The sequence below is a fragment of the Neorhizobium sp. 05N33 genome, from assembly GCF_056397445.1.
The window spans coordinates 1-25,346 of record NZ_JBFTNK010000011.1 but is presented as its reverse complement, the minus strand read 5'-3'; the positions used below and the strand labels follow the sequence as shown (position 1 = coordinate 25,346).

The 25,346-nt window shown below is 63.3% G+C and carries 29 protein-coding genes; 7 read left to right on the top strand and 22 right to left on the bottom strand.

Annotated elements, in window-relative coordinates:
• Positions 1–112: 112 nt before the first annotated feature.
• Positions 113–730, bottom strand: a complete 618-nt coding sequence (locus AC1DLT_RS23120; RefSeq protein ID WP_477488403.1) for a TetR/AcrR family transcriptional regulator — start codon at positions 728–730, stop codon at positions 113–115.
• A 158-nt stretch (positions 731–888) separates the two neighbouring features.
• Here AC1DLT_RS23120 and AC1DLT_RS23115 point away from each other — a divergent pair, with 158 nt between their 5' ends.
• A complete protein-coding gene (locus AC1DLT_RS23115) occupies positions 889–2,112 on the top strand; it encodes an MFS transporter (RefSeq protein ID WP_477488306.1) in 1,224 nt (407 codons plus the stop codon).
• 248 nt (positions 2,113–2,360) lie between these two features.
• Here the strand turns inward: AC1DLT_RS23115 and AC1DLT_RS23110 are convergent, their stop codons facing one another.
• The 3 genes from AC1DLT_RS23110 to AC1DLT_RS23100 are packed head-to-tail and all read right to left on the bottom strand — an operon-like array spanning position 2,361 to position 6,691.
• Positions 2,361–3,212 (bottom strand): MOSC domain-containing protein, encoded by an 852-nt coding sequence (locus tag AC1DLT_RS23110; protein ID WP_477488305.1) that lies wholly within the window; start codon positions 3,210–3,212, stop codon positions 2,361–2,363.
• Positions 3,213–3,224: 12 nt separating this feature from the next.
• The gene (locus AC1DLT_RS23105; protein ID WP_477488402.1) at positions 3,225–3,863 is read right to left on the bottom strand and encodes an HD domain-containing protein; all 639 of its coding nucleotides are present in this window, start codon (positions 3,861–3,863) and stop codon (positions 3,225–3,227) included.
• 20 nt (positions 3,864–3,883) lie between these two features.
• Positions 3,884–6,691 (bottom strand): DUF2339 domain-containing protein, encoded by a 2,808-nt coding sequence (locus AC1DLT_RS23100; RefSeq protein ID WP_477488304.1) that lies wholly within the window; start codon positions 6,689–6,691, stop codon positions 3,884–3,886.
• 351 nt (positions 6,692–7,042) lie between these two features.
• Here AC1DLT_RS23100 and AC1DLT_RS23095 point away from each other — a divergent pair, with 351 nt between their 5' ends.
• Both AC1DLT_RS23095 and AC1DLT_RS23090 read left to right on the top strand, forming a co-directional pair.
• Positions 7,043–7,432: an MbcA/ParS/Xre antitoxin family protein gene (locus AC1DLT_RS23095; protein WP_038585217.1), complete on the top strand. Its 390-nt coding sequence runs from the start codon at positions 7,043–7,045 to the stop codon at positions 7,430–7,432.
• Complete coding sequence (locus AC1DLT_RS23090; protein ID WP_477488303.1) at positions 7,429–8,121, top strand: RES family NAD+ phosphorylase; 693 nt, start codon at positions 7,429–7,431, stop codon at positions 8,119–8,121. The genes AC1DLT_RS23095 and AC1DLT_RS23090 overlap by 4 nt, the downstream gene beginning before the upstream one ends.
• A gap of 87 nt (positions 8,122–8,208) precedes the next feature.
• Here the strand turns inward: AC1DLT_RS23090 and AC1DLT_RS23085 are convergent, their stop codons facing one another.
• The 10 genes from AC1DLT_RS23085 to AC1DLT_RS23040 all read right to left on the bottom strand — a co-directional run bounded on the left by AC1DLT_RS23085 (position 8,209) and on the right by AC1DLT_RS23040 (position 14,212).
• The gene (locus AC1DLT_RS23085) at positions 8,209–9,117 is read right to left on the bottom strand and encodes a mechanosensitive ion channel family protein (protein WP_477488302.1); all 909 of its coding nucleotides are present in this window, start codon (positions 9,115–9,117) and stop codon (positions 8,209–8,211) included.
• Between the two features lie 121 nt (positions 9,118–9,238).
• Positions 9,239–9,763, bottom strand: coding sequence for a tyrosine phosphatase family protein (locus AC1DLT_RS23080; protein ID WP_477488301.1), 525 nt, complete (start codon positions 9,761–9,763; stop codon positions 9,239–9,241).
• A complete protein-coding gene (locus AC1DLT_RS23075; RefSeq protein WP_477488401.1) occupies positions 9,760–10,344 on the bottom strand; it encodes a YfbR-like 5'-deoxynucleotidase in 585 nt (194 codons plus the stop codon). Before AC1DLT_RS23075 ends, AC1DLT_RS23080 begins: the two co-directional genes overlap by 4 nt.
• Positions 10,345–10,379: 35 nt before the next feature.
• On the bottom strand, positions 10,380–11,222 hold the full coding sequence (gene ygfZ, locus AC1DLT_RS23070) for a CAF17-like 4Fe-4S cluster assembly/insertion protein YgfZ (RefSeq protein WP_477488300.1): 843 nt from the start codon (positions 11,220–11,222) through the stop codon (positions 10,380–10,382).
• Positions 11,223–11,530: 308 nt separating this feature from the next.
• Complete coding sequence (locus tag AC1DLT_RS23065) at positions 11,531–12,280, bottom strand: hypothetical protein (RefSeq protein WP_477488299.1); 750 nt, start codon at positions 12,278–12,280, stop codon at positions 11,531–11,533.
• Positions 12,281–12,320: 40 nt separating this feature from the next.
• Positions 12,321–12,578 (bottom strand): hypothetical protein, encoded by a 258-nt coding sequence (locus AC1DLT_RS23060; protein WP_007752665.1) that lies wholly within the window; start codon positions 12,576–12,578, stop codon positions 12,321–12,323.
• Positions 12,579–12,679: 101 nt separating this feature from the next.
• Positions 12,680–13,111, bottom strand: coding sequence for a TIGR02301 family protein (locus AC1DLT_RS23055; RefSeq protein WP_477485039.1), 432 nt, complete (start codon positions 13,109–13,111; stop codon positions 12,680–12,682).
• A 47-nt stretch (positions 13,112–13,158) separates the two neighbouring features.
• Entirely contained in the window at positions 13,159–13,575 is a 417-nt protein-coding gene (locus AC1DLT_RS23050; protein ID WP_477488298.1) for an NUDIX hydrolase, read from the bottom strand.
• A gap of 25 nt (positions 13,576–13,600) precedes the next feature.
• Complete coding sequence (locus tag AC1DLT_RS23045; protein WP_407668866.1) at positions 13,601–13,918, bottom strand: HigA family addiction module antitoxin; 318 nt, start codon at positions 13,916–13,918, stop codon at positions 13,601–13,603.
• 15 nt (positions 13,919–13,933) lie between these two features.
• Positions 13,934–14,212 (bottom strand): type II toxin-antitoxin system RelE/ParE family toxin, encoded by a 279-nt coding sequence (locus AC1DLT_RS23040; protein ID WP_038585245.1) that lies wholly within the window; start codon positions 14,210–14,212, stop codon positions 13,934–13,936.
• 167 nt (positions 14,213–14,379) lie between these two features.
• Here AC1DLT_RS23040 and AC1DLT_RS23035 point away from each other — a divergent pair, with 167 nt between their 5' ends.
• The 3 genes from AC1DLT_RS23035 to AC1DLT_RS23025 are packed head-to-tail and all read left to right on the top strand — an operon-like array spanning position 14,380 to position 16,190.
• The gene (locus AC1DLT_RS23035; protein WP_477488297.1) at positions 14,380–14,706 is read left to right on the top strand and encodes a YnfA family protein; all 327 of its coding nucleotides are present in this window, start codon (positions 14,380–14,382) and stop codon (positions 14,704–14,706) included.
• Positions 14,707–14,764: 58 nt separating this feature from the next.
• On the top strand, positions 14,765–15,532 hold the full coding sequence (locus AC1DLT_RS23030; protein WP_477488296.1) for an SOS response-associated peptidase: 768 nt from the start codon (positions 14,765–14,767) through the stop codon (positions 15,530–15,532).
• 40 nt (positions 15,533–15,572) lie between these two features.
• Complete coding sequence (locus tag AC1DLT_RS23025; RefSeq protein ID WP_477488400.1) at positions 15,573–16,190, top strand: LysE/ArgO family amino acid transporter; 618 nt, start codon at positions 15,573–15,575, stop codon at positions 16,188–16,190.
• Positions 16,191–16,208: 18 nt separating this feature from the next.
• Here the strand turns inward: AC1DLT_RS23025 and AC1DLT_RS23020 are convergent, their stop codons facing one another.
• The 3 genes from AC1DLT_RS23020 to AC1DLT_RS23010 form a co-directional block, all read right to left on the bottom strand.
• On the bottom strand, positions 16,209–16,337 hold the full coding sequence (locus tag AC1DLT_RS23020) for a hypothetical protein (protein WP_255759033.1): 129 nt from the start codon (positions 16,335–16,337) through the stop codon (positions 16,209–16,211).
• A gap of 173 nt (positions 16,338–16,510) precedes the next feature.
• Complete coding sequence (gene pssA / locus AC1DLT_RS23015) at positions 16,511–17,350, bottom strand: CDP-diacylglycerol--serine O-phosphatidyltransferase (protein ID WP_247138950.1); 840 nt, start codon at positions 17,348–17,350, stop codon at positions 16,511–16,513.
• Positions 17,351–17,366: 16 nt separating this feature from the next.
• Positions 17,367–18,065 (bottom strand): phosphatidylserine decarboxylase, encoded by a 699-nt coding sequence (locus AC1DLT_RS23010; RefSeq protein ID WP_477488399.1) that lies wholly within the window; start codon positions 18,063–18,065, stop codon positions 17,367–17,369.
• Positions 18,066–18,356: 291 nt separating this feature from the next.
• Here AC1DLT_RS23010 and AC1DLT_RS23005 point away from each other — a divergent pair, with 291 nt between their 5' ends.
• Positions 18,357–20,213 (top strand): ABC transporter ATP-binding protein, encoded by a 1,857-nt coding sequence (locus AC1DLT_RS23005; RefSeq protein WP_477488295.1) that lies wholly within the window; start codon positions 18,357–18,359, stop codon positions 20,211–20,213.
• Between the two features lie 83 nt (positions 20,214–20,296).
• Here the strand turns inward: AC1DLT_RS23005 and AC1DLT_RS23000 are convergent, their stop codons facing one another.
• From AC1DLT_RS23000 to AC1DLT_RS22980, 5 genes are all read right to left on the bottom strand, one after another.
• A complete protein-coding gene (locus AC1DLT_RS23000; protein WP_477488294.1) occupies positions 20,297–21,319 on the bottom strand; it encodes an LLM class flavin-dependent oxidoreductase in 1,023 nt (340 codons plus the stop codon).
• A gap of 98 nt (positions 21,320–21,417) precedes the next feature.
• A complete protein-coding gene (locus AC1DLT_RS22995) occupies positions 21,418–21,558 on the bottom strand; it encodes a hypothetical protein (protein ID WP_157885094.1) in 141 nt (46 codons plus the stop codon).
• Between the two features lie 42 nt (positions 21,559–21,600).
• The gene (locus AC1DLT_RS22990) at positions 21,601–23,490 is read right to left on the bottom strand and encodes an ABCB family ABC transporter ATP-binding protein/permease (protein WP_477488293.1); all 1,890 of its coding nucleotides are present in this window, start codon (positions 23,488–23,490) and stop codon (positions 21,601–21,603) included.
• A gap of 350 nt (positions 23,491–23,840) precedes the next feature.
• Positions 23,841–24,530, bottom strand: coding sequence for a hypothetical protein (locus AC1DLT_RS22985; RefSeq protein ID WP_247138706.1), 690 nt, complete (start codon positions 24,528–24,530; stop codon positions 23,841–23,843).
• 506 nt (positions 24,531–25,036) lie between these two features.
• Complete coding sequence (locus tag AC1DLT_RS22980; protein WP_477488398.1) at positions 25,037–25,327, bottom strand: GIY-YIG nuclease family protein; 291 nt, start codon at positions 25,325–25,327, stop codon at positions 25,037–25,039.
• Between the last annotated feature and the right edge of the window lie 19 nt (positions 25,328–25,346).

Sequence of the window (25,346 nt, the reverse complement as noted above, 5' to 3'; positions counted from 1 at the left end):
ACCGCTTCGGGGTGAAAGCGGACTCAAAAGGTCTTTCTTACATCCCCCCATTTTCCTGATCTCAGGAACTTACGTCGGATCGCAGTTACACCACACAAGCTCAGCCCCCCACTCACCGCTCCACCAGCAACCCCGAAACCAGTGTCAGAAACGCCTCCACCGCCTTTTTCGACACGGCCTCCGGGTCCTCGGCACTGGCGATCCAGAGTGCGGCACTCAAGGTCGCGCCGTTGACGAGGCGGGCGGTGGCTTCGGCGTCGACGGGACGGATCGTGCCTTCGTCGATCAGTTTCTGGATGCTTGCGGTGGTGGTGCGGATGCAGGCGCTCTGGCTTGGCCATTGCGACGGATCGCCGAGCACCGCCGGTCCGTCGAGCAGCATGATCCGCTGGATTTCGGGCTCCAGCGACATCTCTATATAGGCGACGCATTCGTCGACGAAGCCGCGCCAGGTATTGTCGGCCCGGCTCGAGATCTCGCAGAGACGGTTTGATATTTCCGCGTCGATCTGCATGACCACCGCCATCAGCAGGCCCTTCTTGTCGCCGAAATGGTGATAGAGCGCCCCGCGCGTCAGCCCGGCGCCGGCGGTGAAATCGTCCATCGAGGCCTCGGCGTAACCCTGGCGCGCAAAGGCGTGCCTTGCGGCGGCGATCAGCTTGGCCTTCGTTTCGGCGATCATTTCCTTGCGCGGCCTGGCGGCGCTCCTGCGGGCCGTGCCGGGAGCCATATCGGTGACGATCTTGTCTGCCATCTTCTCAGCCATGCGGACTCCAAATTATTTGCATACGCTCCGTATGTGAATTGACATACGAAACGTATGCGACTATTTACCTTGCATACGCGGCGTATGTAAGTCCTCATTCAAAATAACCCAAGGAGCAGGTTATGCCCAATCCCTATCGCGAAATATTCGCAAGGCCGGGTACCAAAGGTTTTTCCGCTGCTGCTTTCGTGGCGCGGCTGCCGCTGCCGATGACGACGATCGGCCTCGTCGCGATGCTCTCCCAGACGCATGGCGAATATTGGCTGGCCGGCGCGGTCTCGGCCACGTTTGCGCTCGCCAACGCCTTCATCTCCCCGCAGGTGTCGCGCTGGGTGGATGCGAAAGGGCAGTCGGCGGTGCTGGTGCCGACGACGTTCGTCACCTTTTTCGCGCTGATCGGCCTTGCTGCCGCCGCCTGGATGCGCTGGCCGATCTGGACGCTGTTTGCCTTCGCCCTCGTCGCCGGGCTGATGCCGAGCATGATGGCGCTGGTGCGCGCCCGCTGGTCGGAGATCTATCGCGACCGGCCGGAACTGCACACCGCCTTCGCCTTCGAATCTGTCATCGACGAGCTCGTTTATATCTGCGGCCCGGTCTTCGGCATCGGCCTCAGCGTCGCGCTCTTCCCGGAAGCCGGCGTACTCGCTTCCGCCGCGTTCCTCGCCGTCGGCACGGCACTGTTCGTGGTCCAGAAATCGACCGAACCGAAGGTCGATCCGCAGCGGATGAAACGCGGTGGTTCGGTCATGCGGCTGCCTGCCATGTGGTTCCTGGTCGTGCTCTGCGCCGGCATGGGCGTCATTTTCGGCACGGCGGAAGTCTCGGTCGTCGCCTTCTCGGAAGCGATGGGCAACAAGGGTGCCGCCAGCTATATCCTGTCTGCCTATGCCGCCGGCTCCTTCGTGGTCGGCATCGTCTTCGGCGCCATCAAGTTCAAGTCGTCGCTGGCCCGCCGGCTGCTGTTTGCAAGCCTGGTTGCCGCCGTCACCACGCTGCCCATGCCCTTCGTCGGCAGCCTCTGGGGGCTGACGGCCGTCATCTTCCTTGCCGGCGCTGCGATCTCACCGACCTTCATCAGCGCCATGACCCTGATCGAACGCATCGTTCCCTCGTCGCAGGTCACCGAAGGCATCACCTATGCCATGACCGGCATGAGCATCGGCTTTGCCACCGGCTCCTCGCTCGCCGGCTGGACGATCGATGCCTACGGCGCCTCCAACGGCTTCTGGGTCGCGGTCGCCGGCGGCGCGCTGGCGCTCACCACGATGCTCGCCGGTTATGGATTGCTGAGCCGGCCGGATCGGCAGGCGGTGCCGGGGGCAGGGGCGTTGAACCCGGCGGAGTGATCTCTTTAGTGACTTTCTGCGGGGAGCAGCCCCTCACCCCGCCTCCGCTGCGCTCGGCGACCAACGGGGTCGAGCCACGGGTCTCGACCCGTCCTCCGGACCCCCGCACGCGGGGCGAGGGGGACCGGAGAGGTTGCGGCAAAAGTCCTTCTCCCCACGTGCGGGGAGAAGGTGCCGGCAGGCGGATGAGGGGCTACCCCGGCAATCATCTCCAGCGCCTTCGCCGCCAACCAATTTCCGTCAGTTGCTCAAGCCCGCCGCTTGATCGCCCAGGCCTCCGCCCGTTCGCCAACCACCGTCGCCACGTCGCCGATCTTCATCCGCCCGGTGCCGCGCGGCACGGCGTTCCAGCCGAACAGCGGTCCGGGCACGCGCCGGTCGGCGGACATGCGGATACGGCCCATGGCGGGGATCGGGTCCGGCACGTCGCGCGAGCCGGTCCGCTGGTCCTGCGTGGTCATGATGCAGCGGGCGCAGGGCTTGACGAAATCGAAGCGGATGCCGGCGATCTCGATGCCGGTCCAGCTGTCCTCCGCCCAGGGTTCGTTGTGGTCGAGCACGATGTTCGGCCGAAACCGTTCCATGCCGACCGAGCCTTCGCCCCTGGCCGCCATGTCCGCATTGAGCGCGGCAAGCGATCCGGTCGTGGTCACCAGCACCTGGTAGCCGTCCGCAAAGGTCACCGGCGAATTGTCGCCCGCCCATTCGGGGTTTGCGACGCGTCTTGCCTGTTGGTCGAAGAACACCAGCCGGATGTCCCGGCCGAGCCAGCCCGACAGCACCGCATTGGCCGCATCGTCGGCGAGCGCCGCGTTGACGCTGGATTTCCACACCACGGTCTCCATGCGCCGCTCAGTCGGCGGCCGGGCGACGCGGATCTCGCCTTTGCCCTCCATCGCGAAGCGGACGGAACCGGCTTCGGGATAGACCTCGAGCCTGGCAAGCGGCTGCAGTTCCCGCTGGGTGATGAACATGCCGGTCGGATCGACGACCATCATCTCCCGGTCGCCGGGAATGCCCGCGGCCGTGATCTCCGCTTCGTCAAGCGCGATGCCGCGGCCGCTCTTCAGGGGATAGACGTTGAGTTCGCTGATCCGCATGGGAAGTCTCCTTCAGATCTCGTCGATGAAGAGGTCGAGGACCTGCCTCAGCCGCTGATGCCGCTCGGTGGCAAAAGCCCGCCCCGCGGCCGTCTGGAAGCCGTCGGCGAGCTTGAACAGTTTCACTTCGAAATGGTCGATCGCAAACGCCTTGTCGTCGAGCGGGCGGTGTCTGGCGAGCGGATCGGCCGGGTCGTAGAGGCCGGACCCCATCCGCCCGGCGATATAGAAGCAGCGCGCCGCGCCCACCATGCCGATCGCATCCAGCCGGTCCGCATCCTGCAATATCCTGGCCTCCAGCGTCTCCGGCACGATATTGGCCGAAAAGCTGTGCGCCGTCACCGCATGCGCGACGGCCGCGATATCTGTCTTGTCCCAGCCGAGATCGCCAAGGATCATTGACGCCTTCTCCGCCGCCAGCCGCGAGGCTTGTGCCCGCAGCGGCGAGTTCTTCTCCACCGAAACGCAGTCATGCAGCAGCACGGCGGCCGCCAGCACCCGCCCGTCGCCGCCCTCCTTGGCATGGATGCGCATCGCGTTGCGGAACACGCGCACGATATGGGCGATGTCGTGCGAGCCGTCGTCGCCCTCGGTCGCATGCGGGATCAAGGTTTCGGCAAGCGCCTCGAAAGGCGAAAATGCGGCGGCCAAGGAAGAGACAAGCGAAACGGTCACGAAACGGGTTCCTGGGAATCAATGGCGGCGGGTTCACCGCTCTTGTTCACCAGAATGCGCTGGTAGAAAAGCCCGATCCCGATCAGCACCGCGCCGAGCCCGATGAACGACAGCGCCCGAAGAATCCCCTCGAGGTTCGACATGTCGACCAGGAACACCTTTACCACGGCGACGAGCACGAGACCGGCGGAGGCGAGCCGCAGGCTCTTGGCGTTGAGCTTCGAGCCGATCGCCAGCAGCGCCACGCCGATCAGCAGCCAGACCACCGAATAGGTATAGGTCTCGGCGGCCATGAAGCCCTTCCAGTCGGCGATGTTCTCCCCCTGCCAGAAGCGCCGCACCGAAAGCGTCGCCCAGAGGAAACCCAGCACCGCGCCGGCCAGCGCCAGCATGATCACGTAGGGCATCGGCCGCCGCCCGCGTGCATAATAGGCGACCAGCGCATAGGCGAGGCCTGGCAGGAGATAACCGAGCAGCAGCAGGTTGAAGAAAGGCCAGGCGCCGGTGTTTTCGCCGCTGAAATAGGGGTTGAGGCCAAACACGTGCAGCGACAGCGCATTGGCGGTGGCGAGCACCCCGGCGATCATCGAACCCCAGCGGAAGACAGGGCTTGGGCGTTTGAAATCGAGCGTCATCAAGATCCCTGAGAAACCGACCGTCAGCAGCGTGTAGATCGACTGCTCGCCCAGTGTCGGCACCCGGTCGTCGAGTACGCCGCCGTTCATCGCATGGCGCACCAGAACCGCGACCGTCATCAGCGAGGCCAGCGACGCAAGCGCCTGGATCAGGTTGCGGATGCGGAAATCCGAAGAGTCCTTCAGCAGATAGGCCGTCACGATCGCCAGCAGCGTCGGAATACCGTAGCCCGGCAGAAGCGCGTTGAAGAACGGCGTAGTGCCAAGGCTGTTCTGGCCGATCAGTGTCGGCTCCCAGGCGATCCGCCCGAACACGATCAGGATCGCCGCCGCCATCATCCAGGGAAGCGCCGGCCATGGCCGCGCCCGCATGCCGAGCACATAGGCAAAACCCAGCACCGACACGAGTATGGTGGTGACGATGCCGTTGGTCAAAGCATGCAGCGCCAAGGTGAAGCCCGCAAACGATCCGGCGACGACCAGGTTGGCCGCCCAGTCGATGCCTCCTTCGCTCGTCTCGTCGCGGTCGCGGAACAGCCATTCGGCGCCTGCCAGCAGCACGAGGCCGAGGCCGAGGCCGTAAAGCCCGTGGGTCCAGTCGTGCCCGAGATTGCCGAAATTGAGGAAGCTGATGGTCGCCAGCGCCACCGGCGCGCCGGACATCAGCACGCTCCAGACCATCGAAAATTCCGGTTCGGTCTTGCGGAAGCGCTTCAGGAACGCAAAGCCGAGCAGGGTGAAGACCGCCCCGAGCAGCAGGCTGACGCCGACTTCCGTCGCGTAGGTCACGACCGGCAGCGGTTCGTTGCCGACCGGTTGCGGCACATAGGTATCGAGGAGCAAAAGCGCCACGACGAAGAGGTTCAGCACCGCCCCGCCGGCGGCGATCATCGCCGGCCAAACCGTATAGGCGCGGCTGGCGCCGAGTGCTGCGAGTGCCGCGATCACGGCAGCGGAGGCGAAATACGGAGCGATGCCGGTGACTGAATCCGCCACCAGCATGGCGAGCGCCGGCAGAACCGACATGATCGCGACCGAGAGCGTGATGGTCAGCGGCTGGCGGCCCAGCAGCCCGCTCCAGCCGCTCTTTGCGACACGGCCGGTGCCATAGACGGCACCCGGCCAGAAGAAGCCGGTGCCGGCGATCATCACGATCAGCGTCAGCGTCGGGGGCATCGGGTCGAAATCATTAGCGCCGAACGTGTAGGCGATCGCCCACAGCCCGATGCCGATATTGGCGAGCATTGGCACGATGGTCCAGCGACGGAAGCGCGAGGCCGCGTTGACCGCGACCCAGATGAGGCCGAGGAAGATGAACAGCGCGTTGGCGTTCGGCTGTTCGCTGGCGACGAGGGCCGGCGTCAACAGCGAGGCGAGCAGGCCGAGCCCGGCCAGCGCCTGCCCGTGCAGCAGTGACAGCCCGATCGTTGCGAAGGAGACGAGCGCGAGCAGGATGAAGGCCGGCGTCGCTCCGATGAACTCGTAGACGCCGTAGGCCGCATAGATCGCGCCCAGCAGCGTCACCGCACCCGCCGCCGTCAGAGCGCCGGGGATCATCGCATTGCTGAACCGGTCGGATACATGCGGCATCGCCCGCCGCCGGACGATCTCGCCGCCGGCCATCAGCACGAGACCGAACAGGCAGGCGAGCACGAGGCGCGCGCCCGGTCCGAGCAGCCCGGCCTCGATCGAAGCGCGCACCAGAAAGATGCCGCCGAAGGCAAGCGCCACCCCGCCGACCCAGACCGGCCAGCGGGCGCCGAGATAGCTTTCGAGGTTTTCGCGGTTTTTCGGTTTTGCGGGCGTTGGTGTCCGTGTCGTCGTCGCGACCGGTGCGGGAGCCTCTTCGCGGGCCGCAACGTCCTCGGCGGCCACGCTTGCCGCAATCGTCTCTTCCGGCACGGCCTCTGCCACGACCGGTTCGGCCCGGAGCACCGGTTCTGCCCGAACTGCCGGTTCTTGGGTCGCCGCTTCGGTGGCGATAACAGCCGCCGCAGCGGGAACCGTCGCCGGGGCAGCCACGGGTGCCGCCGTAGAAACCGGCTGCGTGGAAAGCAGTCCGACCTTGATCGCCTCCAGCTCCTTTTCGAGCGCTGCCACTCGGGTCGATGTCTTGCGATAAAGACCCACCATCAGGATCACCAGCAGCAGGAGGAGGATTTCGATCATCGGCACGCTCGCGGGTGAAGGGTTCAATCAACCGGTTATACAATTGCCGGCCGAGGGAAGGGAAGAGCCGTGTTCCACGACCAATCGGGCGCCGGTCGAGTGTCGGTCACGGTCCCGTGCCGCAATGGCCGTGTCCCATCCGCGCCGGTCATCTGGCCTGGAAAACACCCCGCAAGTGCTCGACGACCTCGGCAACGCTCGGCCCCTGGATCGGCGGCGGTACCGACCTTTCGCAGACAGTTCCCGCAAGCGATAGCAATAGCGTCAATCCCGACAATGTATCAAAAAGGTTCATATGGCCTTTACATTCAGTGCAAATGGACTAATTTCAAGGCGAAGCAGGAGCTTGCCATGGAAGTCGCAGCCAGAAAAGAGAAAGCGGAGCAGCTGACGGCCGTTGCGCTGAAGGCCTTCGGCAATGTCGTCGCCGAGTGGGGCGTGCCGGTGAACGAGGCGGCGGCCCTTGCGGATATGTCGGAAAGCACCTGGAAACGTGCCCGAAAACCTGGCTATTCGGGAGGCTTGACCAAGGACCAGATGCTGCGCCTCAGCGCCGTCATCGGCATCTACAAGGCCCTGAAACTCTATTTCAGCGATCCGATTGCTTCCAGATGGATGACGTTGCCGAACGAGGGGCCGCTGTTTCGCGGCACTCGCCCCATCGATACGCTGATCGACGAGGGATTGCCGCAATTCCTCGCGGTCCGAAACTACCTCGATGCCCTGCGGGGCGGTGCGTGATCGTGACCTCGGTCAGCGACCGGGCGCTGGTGCGGCTGATCCCGGCGACCTACCACAAGCCGCCGAGCCTGCGCGGCCTGGTGGATAACGACGAGGAACTGGCGATCCTTGCCGAGATCGAGGGCATGACCAGCGCGCGGCTGACCGCCGAGCGGGGGTTGAACCTCTATCTCGACCGCCGCGAGCTCGCCTGGAAACGCCGCAAGCACGACCTGCAGGTCTATGGCAACACGCATATCAACGCCGCCTTCACCTACACGCGAAAAGGCGGAAACCGCTTCAACGACGAAAACCGCGGCGCCTGGTACTGCAGCTGGGACACAATGACGTCGATTGCCGAGGTCGCCTTCCACAAGACGCGGGAACTGCGGTTCATCGGCGTCTTTGAGGAAACGGCGCGTTATGTCGAACTGCTGGCGGATTTTATCGGCGAGTATCCGGACATCGCCGACGAGAGGGAACACCCGGCGCTCGATCCGGATCCCGCGATCGGCTACCCCCAGGGGCAGGCGCTCGCCGAAAGATTGAGGCGCGACGGGCATGATGGACTGATCTATCCGTCGGTACGGCACGATCAGGGCCGCTGTCTCGTTGCCTTCGAACCGACGGCCATCCGCAACGTCCGTCCGGGCGCTTCCTGGGACATCGTCTGGTCGGGCAGTGAGGAATACGACCTCAAAGCCGTGTGACGGCGATCGCCGAGCAGATTCTCGTAAAAAATTTGGGCATCGGGGCCGGCTTCCTCGTGAAAAGCCGGCCCCGATGCATCCTTTCCTTCAGGTCCGCTGCGTAACCGGTTCGTCCGCACCGTGAGGAGCCGGAGGTCCGCTCTCACCGGTGACGTCGCGGGTTTCTACCTGAGGGTCTGGAATCTGTTCCGGCGATTTGTCGCCAGGGAACTTATCAAAGGCGAGCTTGACGTCCCTGGTCAGGTCACGGCCGGTTTCCCACCAGTCGCTGCTCTTCGTCCAGTAGCGCAGCGTCAGCTTGGCACTGCCGGCATCGAATTCGGACACGTAGACGGTCGGCGCCGGATCCTTCAGCACCCGCCTGTCGCCGCTGGCGATCGCCATCAGTTTCGCCTGGGTCCGGCCGATGTCGCGGTCGGTGCCGATGCTGACCGAAATCTCGTTGCGGCGTGTTTTCAGCCGGCTGTAATTGGTGATCGGCACGTTCCACAACGTCGAGTTCGGCGCCAGCCGATAGACGCCATCGGCGGTCCGAAGTTCGGTCGCAAACAGTCCGACATCGACGATCGTGCCGGTGACGCTGCCAGTCTCGATGCTCTCCCCCACCCGGAACGGCCGCAGGACCAGGAGCATGATGCCCGCCGCGATGTTCTGCAGCGTACCCTGCAGCGCGAGGCCAACCGCAAGGCCGATCGCGCCGAGAGCCGCGAGCACTGATGCCGTCTGCACCCCGAACTGGCCGAGCACCATCACGACGACGAGAACCAGCATCGCATAACGGATGATATTGGAGAAGAATTGCGACAGCGTCGCGTCGATGCCGTGGATGCGCGACAGGCCGCGATGGGCCCAGCGGCTGATCAGGCCGGCGGCCATCCAGCCGAGAATGAGGAGAACGATCGCACCGACGGCGGAGAAGGAATATTGCACTGCCAGCGCGCTCAACTGAGCGAGTGCCGCCCTGGTAGCCACAACAAATTCCGACGCCTGGTCCATCCGGCGGTCTGCTCCCGATTTTTAGTTTCGCCGTTAATTGGCGCAGCAGGCCGCGAGGTCAAGATAAAAGTGGAGCTTTTTTGCTCCGAGCTAAACAATTAGGAAAATTCAACTTTCAGGTTCAAGGCGAGGTTTTTAGCGGCAAGATGAAGGAGGCTCGGCCATCAGTCTCGGTACCGCGGCCTATCCCCTTGATGGCAGCGATCAGCCGGCCGTTGCGGCCGAGCAACCGGTCGCCGATCTCGATCAGCCGCGTATTCGGCGTCGCATGCGGCGCGACGCTGCGAAGCCTCGCAGCCAGCGCGAAATCGTCCTCTTCCGGGTGCAGCGAGAGCGCGGCGATCACCGCTGCGGCAGGCGAACGGGAGACGCCCATCCAGCAATGGATGACGATCGGCGCCGACTGGTCCCAATCGCGCACGAAGCCGATCAGGCTTTCCACATGCGCCTCGCTCGGGGCGATCAGGCCTCCCGTGCCGGCAAAACCGATATCGTTCATCGCCAGCTTCAAGTGACGCTCGGCTGAAATCACGCCGGGCCGGTGAAAATCCTGGCGCTCGGCGACCAGGCTCACCATTTCGCGCGCCTTGTGCCGAACGGCTGTCTCAGCGATGGAGCCGAGCGGGCAGACGACGATCGCGGTCATGGCGTCTTGCCCACGGCGTTGCGCTCGGCCTCGATCTGATGGAACCGGTCGAGGAAAAGCTGTTGCGCCGTCAGCGCCGGCATCGGTTGGATCGTCAGCATGTCGGGGGTGATGCCACGCGGCTGGCCGAAAAATTTCCGAGCCTCGGTGACCGAGAAGCCGGCAAGTTCCGTGGCCTCGAAAAAGGCAGCGATCGTGTCGGCCTTCTTGATCAGCGCCTTGAGTTCGCGGCTCGGATGCGGCGGCAGGCCGAAACGCAGGTGGATCGCCGCCTCCAGCCGCTGCTCGACCGCCTTGTAGCCGCCGCCGACCACCGATTTGAACGGCGAGATCATGTCGCCGATCACATATTCCGGCGCATCGTGCAGCATCGTCATCTGCAGCGCGTCGGCCGTGCAGTCTTCGTTGCAGCGGCGAAAGATTTCCTCGACGACAAGGCAATGCTGGGCGACGGAAAAGGCATGGTCGCCGCGCGTCTGGCCATTCCAGCGGGCGACGCGGGCAAGCCCATGGGCGATATCGGAGATTTCGATGTCGAGCGGCGAGGGATCGAGCAGGTCGAGCCGGCGTCCCGACAGCATTCGTTGCCAGGCACGTGGTGCCGTCACCACTGGGCTCACGTCTCGGCCTCTTCAGCCTCGGCGGGGAAGGAGAGCCCGCTCCAGGCCGGAAGCGTCAGGCTGACCGCGACGTCGCCGGCTGAAAGCGCCACACCACGCGCCAAAGCGTCGCCGACGCGGTCGATGCGCACGATCGCCAGCCCCTTGTTTCCGAAAACGGATCCAAGCGCGCCGACCGGCTTGCCGCCGGCCACGATCTCGGTGCCGGAGGCGGGCAGGGCGGCTTCGCCCGAAACGATCACCACCCGCCGCCGCGCCGTGCCGCGATGCTGCATGCGGGAGACGACTTCCTGGCCGACATAGCAGCCCTTGCGGAAGGAAAGTCCGTCCGTCTGGTCGAGCAGCACGTCGTGCGGAAAGGCGTCCTGCAGCGCATAGTCGTGACCGGAGATCGAGATGCCGGCTTCGATTCGCAGCGCGTGATAAGCCTCTTCCGGCCCGTCATCCAGTTTGCCGGGAGCGCGGGCAAGGGGGATTCCGGCCTTGGCGAAGGCCGCATCCTTCACCGAGCCCTTGCCCGAATCATCACCCCAGAACACGGTGATACCGTCTTCCGGACCGGCGGCGATATCCACGGCTGCGCGCAGCTTGTACATCGTCAGCCGCCGCATCAGCGCCTCGCGTTGGGCCGTCTCGGTTTCGATGAGGAAACCATCTCCCTCCCGCCAGACCAGGAAATCGAACAGGATCTTACCCTGCGGCGTCAGCAGCGCACCCGGCCGAGCCTCACCTTCCGGCAGCGAATCGATGTCGGTGGTGATCAGCCCCTGCAGGAAATCCTGCACATCCTTGCCGGTGAGGCGGATCAGGCTTCGCGAGGGAAGAAAGGCGGCGGGCATGGCACGGGAATCCGGTTGTTCTGAGACTGAGAGTTAAGTCTTCGCAGGGACGGCGGCAAGGCATACCGGGCGGCAAATGCGGTGGCGGCCGATTATGCCGCCGCAGCCCCCTCTGCGGGCGCCGCCTGGCGTCCAATACGCTATGTTATTTTTGGGGACGTTATTGTGGGAGATGAACCCGATGCGGCAATCTCCCCATGATCTCCCCACTCGAGGGGGAGATGTCACGAAAGTGACAGAGGGGGGTGGCGACGGTTCGGCAAATGCACTGGTGGCGATTGACACAAAAACCGACAGGAGTCGCCGGCTCAGTCGCCGCCGGAGAAGAACTTCCATTTGCCGTCCGGGCTGATGCCGGCGCGGAAGAAGTTGTAGTTGCCGTTCTCTTCCATGCCGGCGAGGTCGCCGGCGGTCACGATGCGCAAAAGGTCGACCCGTTCGGGCGGCGTCAGCTTCGAAAGCTGCTTGCCGGCGAAATAGGGCCAGACATAGGCTTCTTCCGGCGTGCCGATGTCGAAATGCGCGGCACCGGTGGAAAGGATATCGAGCAGGATGGCGAGGATTTCCTGGCCGTCCGCATCGCCCGAAAAACTCTTCAGCGTTTCGATCGGATCCTCGAATTCGCCGTTCATCACCTGCGTCTGAGTAGCCCCTGTTCCCATCAGGTCGCGCAGGCGGGTGACATCGCCCGAGGCCGCGGCCTCGACGAGCTTTTCACGCATCTGCTTGACCGGCGCCGGCAGCTTTGTCATGTCGCGGATGATTTCCGCCGGCTTGTCGTCGTTCGGCGCGGGCTTGGCGGCGTTCGGGTTTGCCGGGGGAGCGGTCGTCTTGCTGCTGTCGCCGGCCTGTGCCGATCGATTGATCGCCGGACCCGGCTGCGGCAGGGTCGTGCCTTCGAAAGCCTGGACGATGGCGCGGCTCTGGCCACGCTCCGGTTCTTGTGGCTCGACGCTCGGGCGCAGCTCCGACAGCGCCAGGGCCTGGCCGCCGACCGCCATTGTCATGGCGGCACCAAGCACGATTGCCGCCGAAAGGCGGATGGAGAGTCTGGGCATCGTCGTTTCCGCCGCGTTTCGCACGGGAAACCTCTATCGTTTATTGAACAGTGCGCTCGGGGGAGAATTCGCCGGCGAGCATGCGGCTCTTGAGCGAATCAAGCATGGCTTCGGCGCCCATTTCTCCATGAATGCGGATGGTTTCCCGCATGGCAAGTACCAGAGCTGCGTCGGCAATGATTTCCGGCTCGATACCGTCGGCACGGCCGTCTGCCCATGCCTCGCTCTGATATTCCAAGGCAGCCTGCATCTTCTCATGCACAATCATGTCGTCGATGTCGTTGCGGCCTGTCTGCATTCTGTCGTCCTCGGTGCCCGTTTAATTACTAGCCCGTTAAAAACTTTATCAGCCTTTTATCAAAACGACACGGCCTCCCGCCAAAAGAGGTAAATAATCCTCTAATTTCCGAAGCGCGCCGCGATTTCTGTCGCAAGTGTTGCGCCTTCGATACGATAACGCTCCTCGGCTGTCCTGGCCGCATCCGTGCAGGACGTATGCACGGCTGCAAACGACCGATACCCCCGGTTGAAGGCCGCGGTCAACCTCTCGCGGCGCTTCGGCTCGGTGCCGCTATCGGCATCCAGCAACTGCTGCATCGAGGCCCGCCATTCGGATGTCGACGCGCCGCAGAGCGCGCGCAGATACTGGATGGAGCCGAGCACTTCCGCCAGCCGCGTCAGTTGCCCGTCATAGGGCGCCGGCTTTTCCTCGGCCGCCGGAGGAGGCGGTAGCGGTGCGGACGGCTGCTGTTTCGCCGACTGGGCGGCAAGCGGCGTCGCCGAGAGGATTGCCAGCAGTGTCAGGCAGCCAAGTCGCTGAATGAGCTTCATGAACGGGTCCCGATGTGGCGCGATTGCGCCTGTCTTAGCGAGCCTTCTTAGCGGGCATTGGTCTCCGCCGCCAGCCTCTCGGCGCATTCGAGCACGCTCGCCGGCACGGGCAGGCCGCGGATCTCCTCAAGCGTATACCAGCCGGCATCGGCCGCATCGTCGGCGGCGATCGCCTGGCTGGCGGGGTCGGCCTCCACGCGAAAGACCGACAGAAAGAAATGCTGCCCACCTTGCTTCTCGCTCTTCAGGTCGTAGGTGGCGAAGAGGACGGGATTGCGCACCGCAATGCCGGTCTCCTCGAAAAATTCCCGCACTGCCGTCTGGTCCGGCGTCTCGCCGGGCTCGGCCCGGCCGCCCGGAAACGCGAACAGATCCATCGACGGCGGGTTCATACGCCGAATCAGCAGAAACCGGCCGTCGCGTTCGAGAATGGCGGAGGACGCGGCCTGGGGGGATTGAGGCATATTACGGTCTTTGCGTCTTGTCTTATTAGGCGGCACTCAATGTCGGAATCTTGCTGACGTCCACCTCGCGTTCCGCATGCCAGGCGTCATAGGCGGCCTGCATGCGCAGCCAGATCGCGGCACCGTCGCCGAACATCTTGCCGAGTCGGGCCGCGACATTTGGGGAGATGGGCTTGCGCTCGCGCAGGATGTCATAGAGCTGCTGGCGGGAGATACCGAGCAGTTCGGCGATCTCGACCTTCGTCTTGCCTGTCGCGGGGATGATCTCATCAAGCAGCGCCCCGGGATGCGACGGGCAACGTTCAATCGGCCTTTTCACGTCATATTCCGCCATCGATCTCATCCCTAAACCGCCGCTTCAATGGTATTGCTCGAAATCAACACGGGCGGCGTCCTTGCCGTCGAATTCGAATGTGATGCACCACGGCCCGTTGACGTGAACGGTATAGCGGGTCGGATCAAGGCCATGCAGGGCATGAAAATCAAACCCCGGCAGGTTCATGTCCTCCGGGCGCTCGGCCGCTTCAAGACGGTCCAGCCGCACAAGGATGCGCTTGTGCATCTTCGCGTCGATTTTGCTCGTCTTGCCGCTCTGGAACAGGGCAGCCAGCGCCTTGTTCCTGAAGGATCTGATCATGCAGTATGTAAGTATATTGCTTACACGAGGTCAAGGCCGTAAGCAAATAATTTACATGTGGCCGTGCATGCCCGCGTTATGACGGGATCGCGCAGATTTCGGTTTCCATCGTTTCGATCATATGAAAACGTGCCCCAGATGCCATCTCCTTCAAGCCCACGTCTCCCATGAAAACTTACATCCTCTACTCCATCGCCGCGCTTGCCGAGATTGCCGGTTGTTTCGCCTTCTGGGCGTGGTTCAGGCTGGAAAAGCCGGTCTGGTGGCTGGTGCCAGGCGTTGTGTCGCTCATGGTCTTTGCCTGGCTGCTGGCGCTGGTGCCGAGCGAGGCGGCGGGGCGCACCTATGCGGCTTATGGCGCCATCTATATCCTCGCCTCGATCCTCTGGCTCTGGGCTATCGAGGCCCGGGTGCCGGACCGATGGGATGTTCTCGGCGTCACGGTGTGCCTCGTCGGCGGTGCGATCATCCTCTTCGGCCCCAGAAGCGCATGACGTCAGCGCCTGAGCATCAGCGCTTGACCCTTCCAAGGCCCGATGCCACATAGTCTGCATGTGCGGACGCTACGCCCTGACGGCGACTCCCAAGGATATTTCGGAATTCTTCAGCCTGGCGGATCTCGACGATTTCCCGGCCCGCTATAATATCGCCCCGACCCAGCCGATCCTCGTCGTCATGTCATCGGAAAAGCGTGAGCCGGGCAGCAACCTGCCGGAGCGCCGCGCCTTCCTCGCCCGCTGGGGCCTGATCCCCGGCTGGGTGAAGGACATGAAGGAGTTTCCGCTGCTGATCAACGCGCGCTCCGAAACGGCGATCGGCAAGGCGTCCTTCCGCGCCGCCATGCGCCATCGCCGCATCCTGATCCCCGCGACCGGCTTTTACGAATGGCGCCGGCCGCCGAAGGAAAGCGGCGTCAAGCCGCAGGCCTATTGGATCCGCCCGAAGCGCGGCGGCGTCGTCGCTTTTGCCGGCCTGATGGAGACCTGGTCCTCGGCCGATGGTTCCGAGGTGGATACCGCCGCGATCATGACGACGGCCGCGAATGGCGGCATTCGCCATATCCACGACCGCATGCCCGTCGTCATCGAGCCGGAGGACTTTTCCCGTTGGCTCGACTGCAAGACCCAGGAACCGCGCGAAGTGGCCGACTTGATGCGGCCGGTGCAGGAAGATTTCTTCGAGGCGCTGCCGGTTTCCGATCTCGTCAACAAGGTCGCCAACATGGGGCCGGACCTGCAGAAACCGGTTGCGGTCGCCCAGCCGGAAGAGGAACCGCCGAAAAAGCCGAAACCCGACTCGACCCAGATGTCGCTTTTCTGACCCCTCGGCTCTCTTCCTTCAGACGGACAATTTCATGAACCTGTTTTCCGCCGGCCTTTCCGGCCTCGCACTCGGTGCTTCGCTAATCATCGCCATCGGCGCCCAGAACGCCTTCATCCTGCGCCAGGGGCTGATCCGCTCCCATGTCTTCATCCTCTGCCTGATCTGCGCGCTGTCGGATGCGACGCTGATCGCCGCCGGCGTTGGCGGGCTCGGCACGATCGTTTCACGGTCGCCGGTGCTGATCTCGGTGGTGACGCTGGGCGGTGCGGTGTTTCTCGGAACCTACGCCTTCATGGCCTTCCGCCGGGCAGTCAAGCCTGGCGCGATGGTGGCAGGTGCGCCGGAACCGATGGGGCTGAAGGCGGCGGTCTTGACCTGCCTGGCCTTCACCTTCCTCAATCCGCATGTCTACCTGGATACGGTGTTGCTGCTCGGCAGCCTGTCTGCGGCCTTCGAAGGAGCGGAACGGGTGGCCTATGGCGCCGGTGCGGCGATTGCCTCGTTCGTCTGGTTCTTTGGGCTCGGTTACGGCGCGCGTTTCCTGGCGCCGTTGTTTGCCAGACCCGCCGCCTGGCGGGTTCTGGATGTCGTCATCGGCATCGTCATGGGCCTTCTCGCGCTGGGGCTCCTGTGGAGTTTTATCAGCGGCGAATGAAGCCGGTCAGCCGACTGATCAGCCGGCCGGGGTAAGCTTCGGCTTGCGGTTCAGCATCAGGGCTGCGGCAACCACCGCCTTCAGGCCGAGCGGACGGTAGGGTGTGGTCATTTCCGGTTTGGATTCAATCTTCTTCTCGGTGCTCATGGCTGTCTCCTCAACACGCGAATCTCTTGTTTGCATTTTGCGATCGCGGCTTTTCCCATAAAAGCGGGCGGAATCGTGGCCGGCAAGCTGGCACTGCCGCCCGGTATTCGTAGAACTGTCATCTTGTGGGAAACTGTTGCGCGGAAGTTGCAGCTTACCGAGTTCGAGCAGACTCAGACATGCGTACTGTCATCCTCGATTGTAATCGTGCCGTAGCGACGGTGCCAGGCGCGGGCGCTGAACGGCAGGACGAGGAGATAGGCAACGACGGTGGTCGACAGCACTTGCCAGGTATAGCTCATTAGCAGCGCTACATAGAGCACCACGGCGAGCATGATCGGCAGCATCAGGTCGCGGCGGATGCGGCTCGACTTGCCGGACCAGACCGGCAGGCGGGAGACGAGCAGGTAGCCGATCAGCACCGTATAGGCAACGCTTGCATAAACGAAGATCGGCGTCGCCTCGAGCCCGAGGAAGCCGAGATAGACCGGCAGCAATACCAGCATGGCGCCCATCGGCGCCGGCACGCCGACGAAGAATTCCGATTGCCAGTCCGCCTTGATGTTGCGGTCTTCCATGACGTTGAACCGGGCGAGGCGCAGGCCGGCGGCGATCGCATAGAGCAGGGCGGCGATCCAGCCGATCGAATGCGCCTGATCGAGCAGGAAGGCGTAGGAAACCAGCGCCGGAGCGACGCCGAAATTGATGATGTCGGCAAGCGAATCCATCTGCACGCCGAATTTCGAGGTGGCCTTCAGGAGCCGTGCCACGCGCCCGTCGATGCCGTCCAGGAAGGCCGCCAGCAGCACCATGGCGACCGCCAACTCGTAGCGCCCCTCGAAGGCGAGCCTGATGCCCGTCAGGCCGGCGCAGATGGCAAGCACCGTGATCAGGTTCGGCACCAGCAGCCGGAGCGGAATTTCGCGCAGGCGCGGCCCGCGGGCCTCTTCGTTCGGGCTGTTGTGTTCCGTGTGCGAATGAGGGGGCGAGGGCGGCGAGGCGGGCGTCTCCATCAGGCTCTAGCTCCCTTTACGTGCGGCGGCTGATGATCGGGCCCTTGGCGGAGCCGAATTCCGCAAGCACGGTTTCGCCGCCGATGGCGCGCTGGCCGACCGACACGCGCGGCTGGCCGCCGGCCGGCACGAACACGTCGAGCCGCGAGCCGAAGCGGATCAGGCCGAACCGTTCGCCGGCATTGACCGGTTCGGTAGTCTTCACCCAGCAGACGATACGCCGTGCCACCAGGCCGGCGATCTGCACCACGCCGACCTTGCCGTGGCGGGTGTCGATCACCAGGCCGTTGCGCTCGTTGTCGTCGCTCGCCTTGTCCAGTTCGGCATTGACGAACTGGCCGGGGCGATACTCGATGCGGGACACCTGGCCGCGCACCGGCGAGCGATTGATATGGCAGTCGAAGACGTTCATGAACACCGAGATGCGCAGCATCTGCTCGGAGCCCAGCTGCAGCTCGCTGGGCGGCACGACCATGGCGACATGGCTGACGCGTCCGTCGGCGGGGCTGAGGATCAGGTCGTCATCCTGGGGCACGGCCCTTTCCGGATCGCGGAAGAAATAAGCGCACCACAAAGTCAGCACCAGGCCGACCCAGAACAGCGGCTCGGCGATATAACCGAGGATCAACGAGGCGATGAAGAAGGCGGCGACGAAGATGTAACCTTCCTTATGGATCGGCACGAGCGTGTTGCGGATGGTGTCGAAGAGGTTGATCAACGTTTTCTCCCGTATGGTCAGGGTCACCTGACTACAGCGAAACCGTTTTTGCGGCAATGCGGTTCCAAGACCCAACTGACGGGTTCGGTCGCAATCGCTTTCGCGGTGATCGCGATTGTGTCGTTCCGCACGGCCGCCGGTGCCGGTTGTGGTGCGAAGCGAGCACACGAAATCGAGCTTTTTCCGAGAATACGACCTTAGAGAAGTTTCGCGCCCGATATCAATCTGTGGTTAAATGGCGAGCTCGTTCTTTTGATGATTCAATCTCAAGATGGTCTTTCAGCTGCCATGTCCTTTTCAGATTTCGTTTATCGCCCCTTCGAAACCCTGATCCGGCCCCTCGAAATCCCCCATGAACGTCTGCCCTCCCGCGGCCCCTTCGTGCTGCTCCTGCACTTCATTAGAATGTTCCGGGGGGTTCTGATTTCCATCTCCGTGTTTGCCATGCTGGTGGAATGCATCAACCTTTTCTTGATCTGGAGCCTGTCGATCATCGTTGACGGCGTCGCGGCAAACGGAGCCGCAGCCTTTCTCCACGATCGGTGGCGCCTGCTTGTGGCCATGGGAGTGCTGCTATTCCCGGTTCTGCCTGTCTTCGCATTTTTCGCCAATACGCTTGCCTCGCAAGCGGTCGCGGTCTGCATGCCGGTGGCAATCCAGTGGCAGGGGCATAAAGCTGTGGAGAGACAGGACCTCGGGTTCTTCCATGATCTTTTCGCCGGCCAGGTGGCCTCGCGCCTGTCTCAGGTCGCATCCGCGGTCCAGCAGCAGGTCGTCGTGGCCTTCCAGACGATCCCGCATTTCCTCGTGCAGTTTATCGGGTCGCTGTTCCTGCTCGGGACCGTGGCCTGGCCGCTCGCGCTGCCGGTTCTTATCTGGATTGCCGCCAGCGTTGTCGTTGCCGTTATAGCGGTCCCCCATTTCACCGAGCGCTCCCGCCGCTCGGCCCGCCAGCGCAGCCTGGTCGTGGGGTCGATGACCGATCTCTACAGCAATATTCAGATGGTGAAGCAATTCGCCGCGGAAGACAGCGAAGCCGGTGCCTTGCGCAACGTCTTCGCAAATGTCGTGGAAACCCAGCAGAAAGAACGGCGAATCTATCTGACCACCGACACCGGCATCACAACACTCAATGTGCTCCTGTGGTTTGCCATGCTCACCGTCGGTTTCTGGGGCATGATCGCCGGTTTTGTCAGCACCGGCCAGTTCGTCGTCTCGCTTTACATCACCCAGCGCCTGTCGGGAAATGCCCGCGCTTTTCTGCAGATGGGGCAGCAGATTTTCCAGGCCGTCGGCACCATCCGTGATGCCATGCCGGTGATGACAACGCCGCCAACCATCAACGACGCACCGGAGGCGCCGCCGCTGGTCGTTTCGCGCGGCGAGATCCGCTTCGAGAATGTCGGCTTTGCATATCGCGCCGACCGAAAGGTTCTCGATAGCCTGACCTTGAACGTTCAGGCAGGCGAGAAGGTAGGATTGGTCGGAGTTTCCGGGGCCGGAAAGACGACGTTGGTGAGCCTGCTTTTGCGATTTTATGACCTGACGAGCGGCTCGATCCTGATTGACGGCCAGGACATTCGCTCCGTCACCCAGGCAAGCCTCCGGGAAAAGATCGGAGTCATTTCACAGGATGTCGCCCTGCTGCATCGCTCGGTCGGAGACAACATCCGCTACGGAAGGCCGCCTGCGTCGCAGGAGGAAATAGAACAGGCGGCCAGGGCCGCCCAGGCCGACGGTTTCATCGCCGAACTGACCGACGGCGAAGGGCGCAAGGGATATGATGCCTTCGTCGGTGATCGCGGTGTCAAATTGTCCGGCGGCCAGCGGCAGCGCGTCGCCATCGCCAGGGTCCTTCTCAAGGACGCACCGATCCTCGTGCTCGACGAGGCGACCTCCGCGCTCGACAGCGAATCGGAGGCAGCCATTCAGGATAAGTTGGCCGTGCTGATGAACGGCAAGACGGTGATTGCCATCGCTCACCGGTTGTCGACGATCGCCAAAATGGATCGGATCATCGTTCTCGACAAAGGCCGTATCGTCGAGGAGGGAACGCCCGACGAACTGCTGACCCGCGATGGACTCTATGCCCGGCTCTGGAAGCGGCAGACCGGTGGTTACATCGCGGATGCTGATGATAGCTAGTGCATATGGGTGCACTGGAACGACGGCTCCGTGGGGCAAGCCGTCGTCAGGTATTGTCCAGGTTTAGTTGCGGTTGCGCCTGGTTACCGCCACCCCAGCCCCGGCGCCACGTGCTTCAAGATGCTCTCCAGCACATGTGCGTTATACTCGACGCCGAGCTGATTGGGCACGGTGAGCAGCAGCGTATCGGCCTCGGCGATCGCCTCGTCGGCCTTCAGTTGGTCGATCAGCCTGTCGGGTTCTGCGGCATAGGAGCGGCCGAAGATCGCCTGGGTCTGCGGGTCGATATTGCCGATCTGGTCCTGGCTTTCGCCGCTGCCGCCGAAATAGGCGCGGTCCGTGTCGTTCATCAGCGCGAAGATGCTGCGGCTGACGGAGACGCGCGGTTCGTGGGCGTGGCCGGCTTCCTTCCAGGCCTTGCGGTAGATGCGGATCTGCTCGGCCTGCTGGATGTGGAACGGCTTGCCGCTCTCGTCGGTCTTGAGCGTCGAGCTCTGCAGGTTCATGCCGAGCTTGGCGGCCCAGACGGCGGTCGCGTTGGAGCTCGAACCCCACCAGATGCGGTCGCGCAGGCCCGCCGAATGCGGCTCCAGGCGCAGCATGCCGGGCGGGTTGGGGAACATCGGCCGCGGATTGGGCTTGGCGAAACCTTCACCGCGCAGCACGTCGAAGAACACTTCCGCATGGCGCCGGCCAAGATCCGCGTCGGTCTCGCCTTCCGCCGGCTGGTAGCCGAAATAGCGGAAACCGTCGATCACCTGTTCCGGCGAGCCGCGGCTGATGCCGAGCTGCAGGCGTCCGCCGGAAATCAGGTCTGCGGCGCCTGCGTCTTCCACCATGTAGAGCGGGTTTTCATAACGCATGTCGATGACGGCGGTGCCGATCTCGATGCGCTTCGTGCGTGCACCGACGGCGGCAAGCAGAGGGAAGGGCGAGGCGAGCTGCCGCGCAAAATGGTGGACGCGGAAATAGGCGCCGTCGGCACCAAGTTCCTCGGCCGCTACCGCGAGGTCTATGGATTGCAGGAGGACATCGGATGCCGACCGCGCCTGCGACTGCGGCGAGGGGGTCCAGTGTCCGAAGGAGAGAAAGCCGATCTTTTTCATAATGTTACCACCGTGAATTTACTGTGTCTGAAGTTACACATTAGATGGCATCTCGACCGCGACATGAACAGTCGCCGCCCTGTGAACAGTGCGTCCGCTTACCGTGCCGCCTGCGGATCGACCCAGCCCATCCAGGTGGTGAAGGCAAGCAGCGGCGAGCCGAAGAAGATCAGCACCAGCATATAGGCGACAGCGACGCTGCCGAGGACGAGCATGCGGGGAGTGAGGTATCGTTTCATCGTTGAGATCTTCCTGCTTTGGAGTTCGTGCCCGCCACCGGCCTATTCCGCCGCCGGAACGCCGCGCAGGACGACGCCGAGGTCGTCGCTCTCGCGCACCTTGCGCAGCTGTTCTTCCGCCTGCACTGCCTCGCGCTGGCGGTTCCACATCGAGGCGTAGAGCCCGTTCTGTTCGAGCAGTGAACTGTGCGTGCCGCGCTCGGCGATCAGCCCGTCGCGCAGGACGATGATCTCGTCGGCGCCGATGACGGTGGAAAGCCGGTGGGCGATCACCAGCGTCGTGCGGTTCCTGGAGACCACGTCGAGTGCCGACTGGATCTCGTGCTCGGTCGTGGTGTCGAGCGCCGAGGTCGCCTCGTCGAGGATCAGGATCGGCGGGGCTTTCAGCACCGTGCGGGCGATCGCCACGCGCTGCTTCTCGCCGCCGGACAGTTTCAAGCCTCGCTCGCCGACCTTGGTTTCGAAACCGTCCGGCAGAGCGCTGATGAAGTGGCCGATCTGCGCCACGTCTGCGGCGGCCAGCACTTCTTCCTCGCTGGCGCTTGGCCGGCCGTAGCGGATGTTGTAGGCGATCGTGTCGTTGAACAGCACGGTATCCTGCGGCACCATGCCGATTGCCGCGCGCAGCGAATGCTGCGTCAGGTCGCGCACGTCCTGCCCGTCGATGGTGATCGAGCCGTCCTGGATGTCGTAGAACCGGTAGAGCAGGCGCGAAATGGTCGACTTGCCGGCGCCGGATGGCCCGACGATCGCCACCGTCTTGCCGGCCGGCACGTCGAAGGAGACGCCCTTCAGGATCGGCCGGGCCGCATCATAGGAGAAATGCACGTCCTTGAAGGAGATCGACCCTTGGGCGATGTCGAGCGGTTTGGCATCCGGCCGGTCGACGACCTCAGGCTGCACTTCCAGGAGTTCGAACATCTGCTCGATATCAGTGAGGCCCTGGCGGATTTCGCGGTAGACGAAACCGATGAAGTTGAGGGGCACGGAAAGCTGCAGCAGCAGAGCGTTGACGAACACGAAGTCGCCGATCGTCTGTTCGCCGCGCTGCACGGCAAGCGCCGACATCACCATCATCACGGTCGTGCCGAGGCCGAAGATCACGCCCTGGCCGAAGTTCAGCCAGCCGAGCGAGGTCCACACGTCGGTCGCAGCCTTCTCATAACGCGCCATCGACGAATCGAACCGCCTGGCTTCCATCTCCTCGTTGCCGAAATATTTGACCGTCTCGAAATTGAGGAGCGAATCGATCGCCTTGGTATTGGCGTCCGTGTCGCTGTCGTTCATCGAGCGGCGGATGGCGATGCGCCAGTCGCTGGCCTTCACCGTGAACCAGATGTAGAGCGCCACCGTGATCGCCGTCACCGCGACATACCAGAAGCCGTAGCTGACCCAGAAGATCACCGCCGTCAGCAGGAATTCGAGCAGTGTCGGCACGGTGTTGAGGATTGTGAAGCGGACGATCGTTTCGATGCCCTTGGTGCCGCGCTCGATGATCCGCGACAGGCCGCCGGTCTTGCGCTCCAGATGAAAACGCAGCGACAGCTGGTGCATGTGCACGAAGGTGCGGTAGGCGAGCTGGCGCACGGCATATTGCCCGACCGAAGCAAACAGCGCGTCGCGCAGCTGGTTCAAGCCGACCTGCAGGATACGGGTGAAATTGAGCGCGATGACCAGCACCACGGCGCCGAGCAGGAAGGCGGGCAGCACGCCCGCCATGTCCAGCTTGCCGTTCAGCGCATCCGTCGCCCATTTGAAGAAATAGGGTACCGTCAGAAGCACGAACTTGGCGAGGAACAGATAGAAGGTCGCCCAGATGACCCGGGCCTTCAGATCGGCGCGGCCTTCCGGCCACATATAGGGCCACAGGTTGACGAGCGTGCCGAGCGGATTGCTGGCATCCGCCGAAATGGTCTTCTTGGTATTCGCCATCGATGTCTCCGGAGCGGGCGCGGGTCAGCCGCATATGGAATTGCCTCTCGCTCCGACCCTCGGCACGAAAAGCCGCTGGCCTCAAGCGTCCCGCACCATCGCTGGGGGAAGCAGAAAGCCGGCGGCTTGCGTCCTTCTCCCGTTCAAATGGGAGGGGAGGATCCGCAGGACGCAGGCGGATGAGAGGCGTTCCCAAATACGACTGTCCCGATAACGGGCGCGTCAAAACGCCTCCCGCACATAAGGTTCGGCGGCGGATGTTGCAATGACGGTTTCGTGAAAGTTCAAAGGCCGGGCGGAAGACGGAAGGAAGGCCGGGCGGGATTTTCGCCCGGCCCTGGCCTGTCGTGTCACTTGGTGCTGGCGGAGGCGGCGGGCGTGGCGCCTGCGGCGGGCTTGGTGGTCGCTGCCGGCGTCGGCCAGGAAATGTAATAATAGGCCTCGCCGACCATGCCGAAATAGGAGCTGGCCCCGGTCGCCTTCTCGATATAGCTGCCGTCGGCGTTGCGCACGAACTTGCCGCCGTCGTCCCGCGTCAGGCGGTCCTTCAGGAATTGGGTCCAGTCGGACTTGTCGACCGAGGTGACGCCGGTCGAGGTCTGCTTGCCGTCGGTAATATCCCAGGCGGTGATCTGGTCGCCGGCGACCGCGTCGGTCAGCTTCAGTGTGCCGGCGTCGAGCGCTTTCTGCATCGCCTCGGCCATCGCCTTGCTGTCGGGGTTCGCCTTCAGCGCGTCCAGCTTCTCCTGCAACGCCTTCATGAATGCCTTGCTGGACATGTCGCCGACCGATCCGTCGCCGGCCGTCTCGTCTGGCGCGGTGCCGTTCATCGTCCGCTGCAGCGAGGCGATCAGCGCCGCGATCTTGTCGTCCTCATAGTCGTCTCCGCCGTTGCTGCCCGGGAACAGCATGTCGGCAAGCGACGAGGAGGACGAGCCGGACGTCGAGCTGCCCGGCGTCCTGTTGTCGGAGACATCTTTGAATGCGTTGAGAGCTGCCTGAGAGGACCAAATCCGAATGGAATTAATGCTGGAAACCATTTTATTCTCCTGTCCGCGCGGCATGGATCAGAGCCGGAGATAATATGCGAGCACGCCGCCTGACCACCGCGCTATTCCTCCTAACCTGCGCGAAGCTGGCCGAACCGGAGTCGGGGGCCGCTTTACCGCCCAAGGGCCTTTTGGGGAGGCTGGGATGGACGGGGACGTGAATGTGGCTAAGGGGCTGGGTCGTTTTCACGGGGCAGGGGAATCGCCCCCGGTTTCTTGGCAGGGAAGATGCGCTGGAAGAGTCTTTCGCTCCGCCGACGCGGCGCGGCTGGATTCCTGTGACGAGCACAGGAATGAGGGAGATAGGGGAGCTGTCCGCGATTATCTGCAACGCCTCAGACCTGGGTTCCTCTTTGCAAAAGCAACCTCGAAACTAGCTTCCGAAGACACATCGGATTTGGAGTGAAGGCTTGGGCCTAAACCACCCTCATTCCTGTGCTTGTCACAGGAATCCAGCGGCCGCGCGTCTGCGCGGCGGGGACTCTGCCCCAACGACTTCATAACGAATGCAGATGCGAGGCGACGTCCTCCCAATCCGGATTGCGTTCCTCGATCAGATTGAGTTTCCATTTCCGCGACCATTTCTTCATCGTCTTCTCGCGGGTGATCGCGTCGACAAGGAGGTCGTATTCCTCGAACCAGACGAGCGTCTTGACCCCGTATTTCGACGTGAAGCCGGGTGTGAGTTCGTTCTGGTGTTCGTAAAGGCGGCCGGGGAGATCGCGCGTCACGCCGATATACAGCGTACCATTGCGTTTAGAGGCGAGAATGTAGACGTAACCCTTCATGGTTGAAGTGTGGCGCCGG

Bases quoted from the DNA above. Each gene is read 5' to 3' on its own strand.
- AC1DLT_RS23120 (WP_477488403.1), bottom strand. From the start codon at position 730: ATGGCTCCCGGCACGGCCCGCAGGAGCGCCGCCAGGCCGCGCAAGGAA.
- AC1DLT_RS23115 (WP_477488306.1), top strand. From the start codon at position 889: ATGCCCAATCCCTATCGCGAAATATTCGCAAGGCCGGGTACCAAAGGT.
- AC1DLT_RS23110 (WP_477488305.1), bottom strand. From the start codon at position 3,212: ATGCGGATCAGCGAACTCAACGTCTATCCCCTGAAGAGCGGCCGCGGC.
- AC1DLT_RS23100 (WP_477488304.1), bottom strand. From the start codon at position 6,691: ATGATCGAAATCCTCCTCCTGCTGCTGGTGATCCTGATGGTGGGTCTT.
- AC1DLT_RS23095 (WP_038585217.1), top strand. From the start codon at position 7,043: ATGGAAGTCGCAGCCAGAAAAGAGAAAGCGGAGCAGCTGACGGCCGTT.
- AC1DLT_RS23085 (WP_477488302.1), bottom strand. From the start codon at position 9,117: ATGGACCAGGCGTCGGAATTTGTTGTGGCTACCAGGGCGGCACTCGCT.
- AC1DLT_RS23080 (WP_477488301.1), bottom strand. From the start codon at position 9,763: ATGACCGCGATCGTCGTCTGCCCGCTCGGCTCCATCGCTGAGACAGCC.
- AC1DLT_RS23075 (WP_477488401.1), bottom strand. From the start codon at position 10,344: ATGCTGTCGGGACGCCGGCTCGACCTGCTCGATCCCTCGCCGCTCGAC.
- ygfZ (WP_477488300.1), bottom strand. From the start codon at position 11,222: ATGCCCGCCGCCTTTCTTCCCTCGCGAAGCCTGATCCGCCTCACCGGC.
- AC1DLT_RS23065 (WP_477488299.1), bottom strand. From the start codon at position 12,280: ATGCCCAGACTCTCCATCCGCCTTTCGGCGGCAATCGTGCTTGGTGCC.
- AC1DLT_RS23060 (WP_007752665.1), bottom strand. From the start codon at position 12,578: ATGCAGACAGGCCGCAACGACATCGACGACATGATTGTGCATGAGAAG.
- AC1DLT_RS23055 (WP_477485039.1), bottom strand. From the start codon at position 13,111: ATGAAGCTCATTCAGCGACTTGGCTGCCTGACACTGCTGGCAATCCTC.
- AC1DLT_RS23050 (WP_477488298.1), bottom strand. From the start codon at position 13,575: ATGCCTCAATCCCCCCAGGCCGCGTCCTCCGCCATTCTCGAACGCGAC.
- AC1DLT_RS23045 (WP_407668866.1), bottom strand. From the start codon at position 13,918: ATGAGATCGATGGCGGAATATGACGTGAAAAGGCCGATTGAACGTTGC.
- AC1DLT_RS23040 (WP_038585245.1), bottom strand. From the start codon at position 14,212: ATGATCAGATCCTTCAGGAACAAGGCGCTGGCTGCCCTGTTCCAGAGC.
- AC1DLT_RS23035 (WP_477488297.1), top strand. From the start codon at position 14,380: ATGAAAACTTACATCCTCTACTCCATCGCCGCGCTTGCCGAGATTGCC.
- AC1DLT_RS23030 (WP_477488296.1), top strand. From the start codon at position 14,765: ATGTGCGGACGCTACGCCCTGACGGCGACTCCCAAGGATATTTCGGAA.
- AC1DLT_RS23020 (WP_255759033.1), bottom strand. From the start codon at position 16,337: ATGAGCACCGAGAAGAAGATTGAATCCAAACCGGAAATGACCACACCC.
- pssA (WP_247138950.1), bottom strand. From the start codon at position 17,350: ATGGAGACGCCCGCCTCGCCGCCCTCGCCCCCTCATTCGCACACGGAA.
- AC1DLT_RS23005 (WP_477488295.1), top strand. From the start codon at position 18,357: ATGTCCTTTTCAGATTTCGTTTATCGCCCCTTCGAAACCCTGATCCGG.
- AC1DLT_RS23000 (WP_477488294.1), bottom strand. From the start codon at position 21,319: ATGAAAAAGATCGGCTTTCTCTCCTTCGGACACTGGACCCCCTCGCCG.
- AC1DLT_RS22995 (WP_157885094.1), bottom strand. From the start codon at position 21,558: ATGAAACGATACCTCACTCCCCGCATGCTCGTCCTCGGCAGCGTCGCT.
- AC1DLT_RS22990 (WP_477488293.1), bottom strand. From the start codon at position 23,490: ATGGCGAATACCAAGAAGACCATTTCGGCGGATGCCAGCAATCCGCTC.
- AC1DLT_RS22985 (WP_247138706.1), bottom strand. From the start codon at position 24,530: ATGGTTTCCAGCATTAATTCCATTCGGATTTGGTCCTCTCAGGCAGCT.
- AC1DLT_RS22980 (WP_477488398.1), bottom strand. From the start codon at position 25,327: ATGAAGGGTTACGTCTACATTCTCGCCTCTAAACGCAATGGTACGCTG.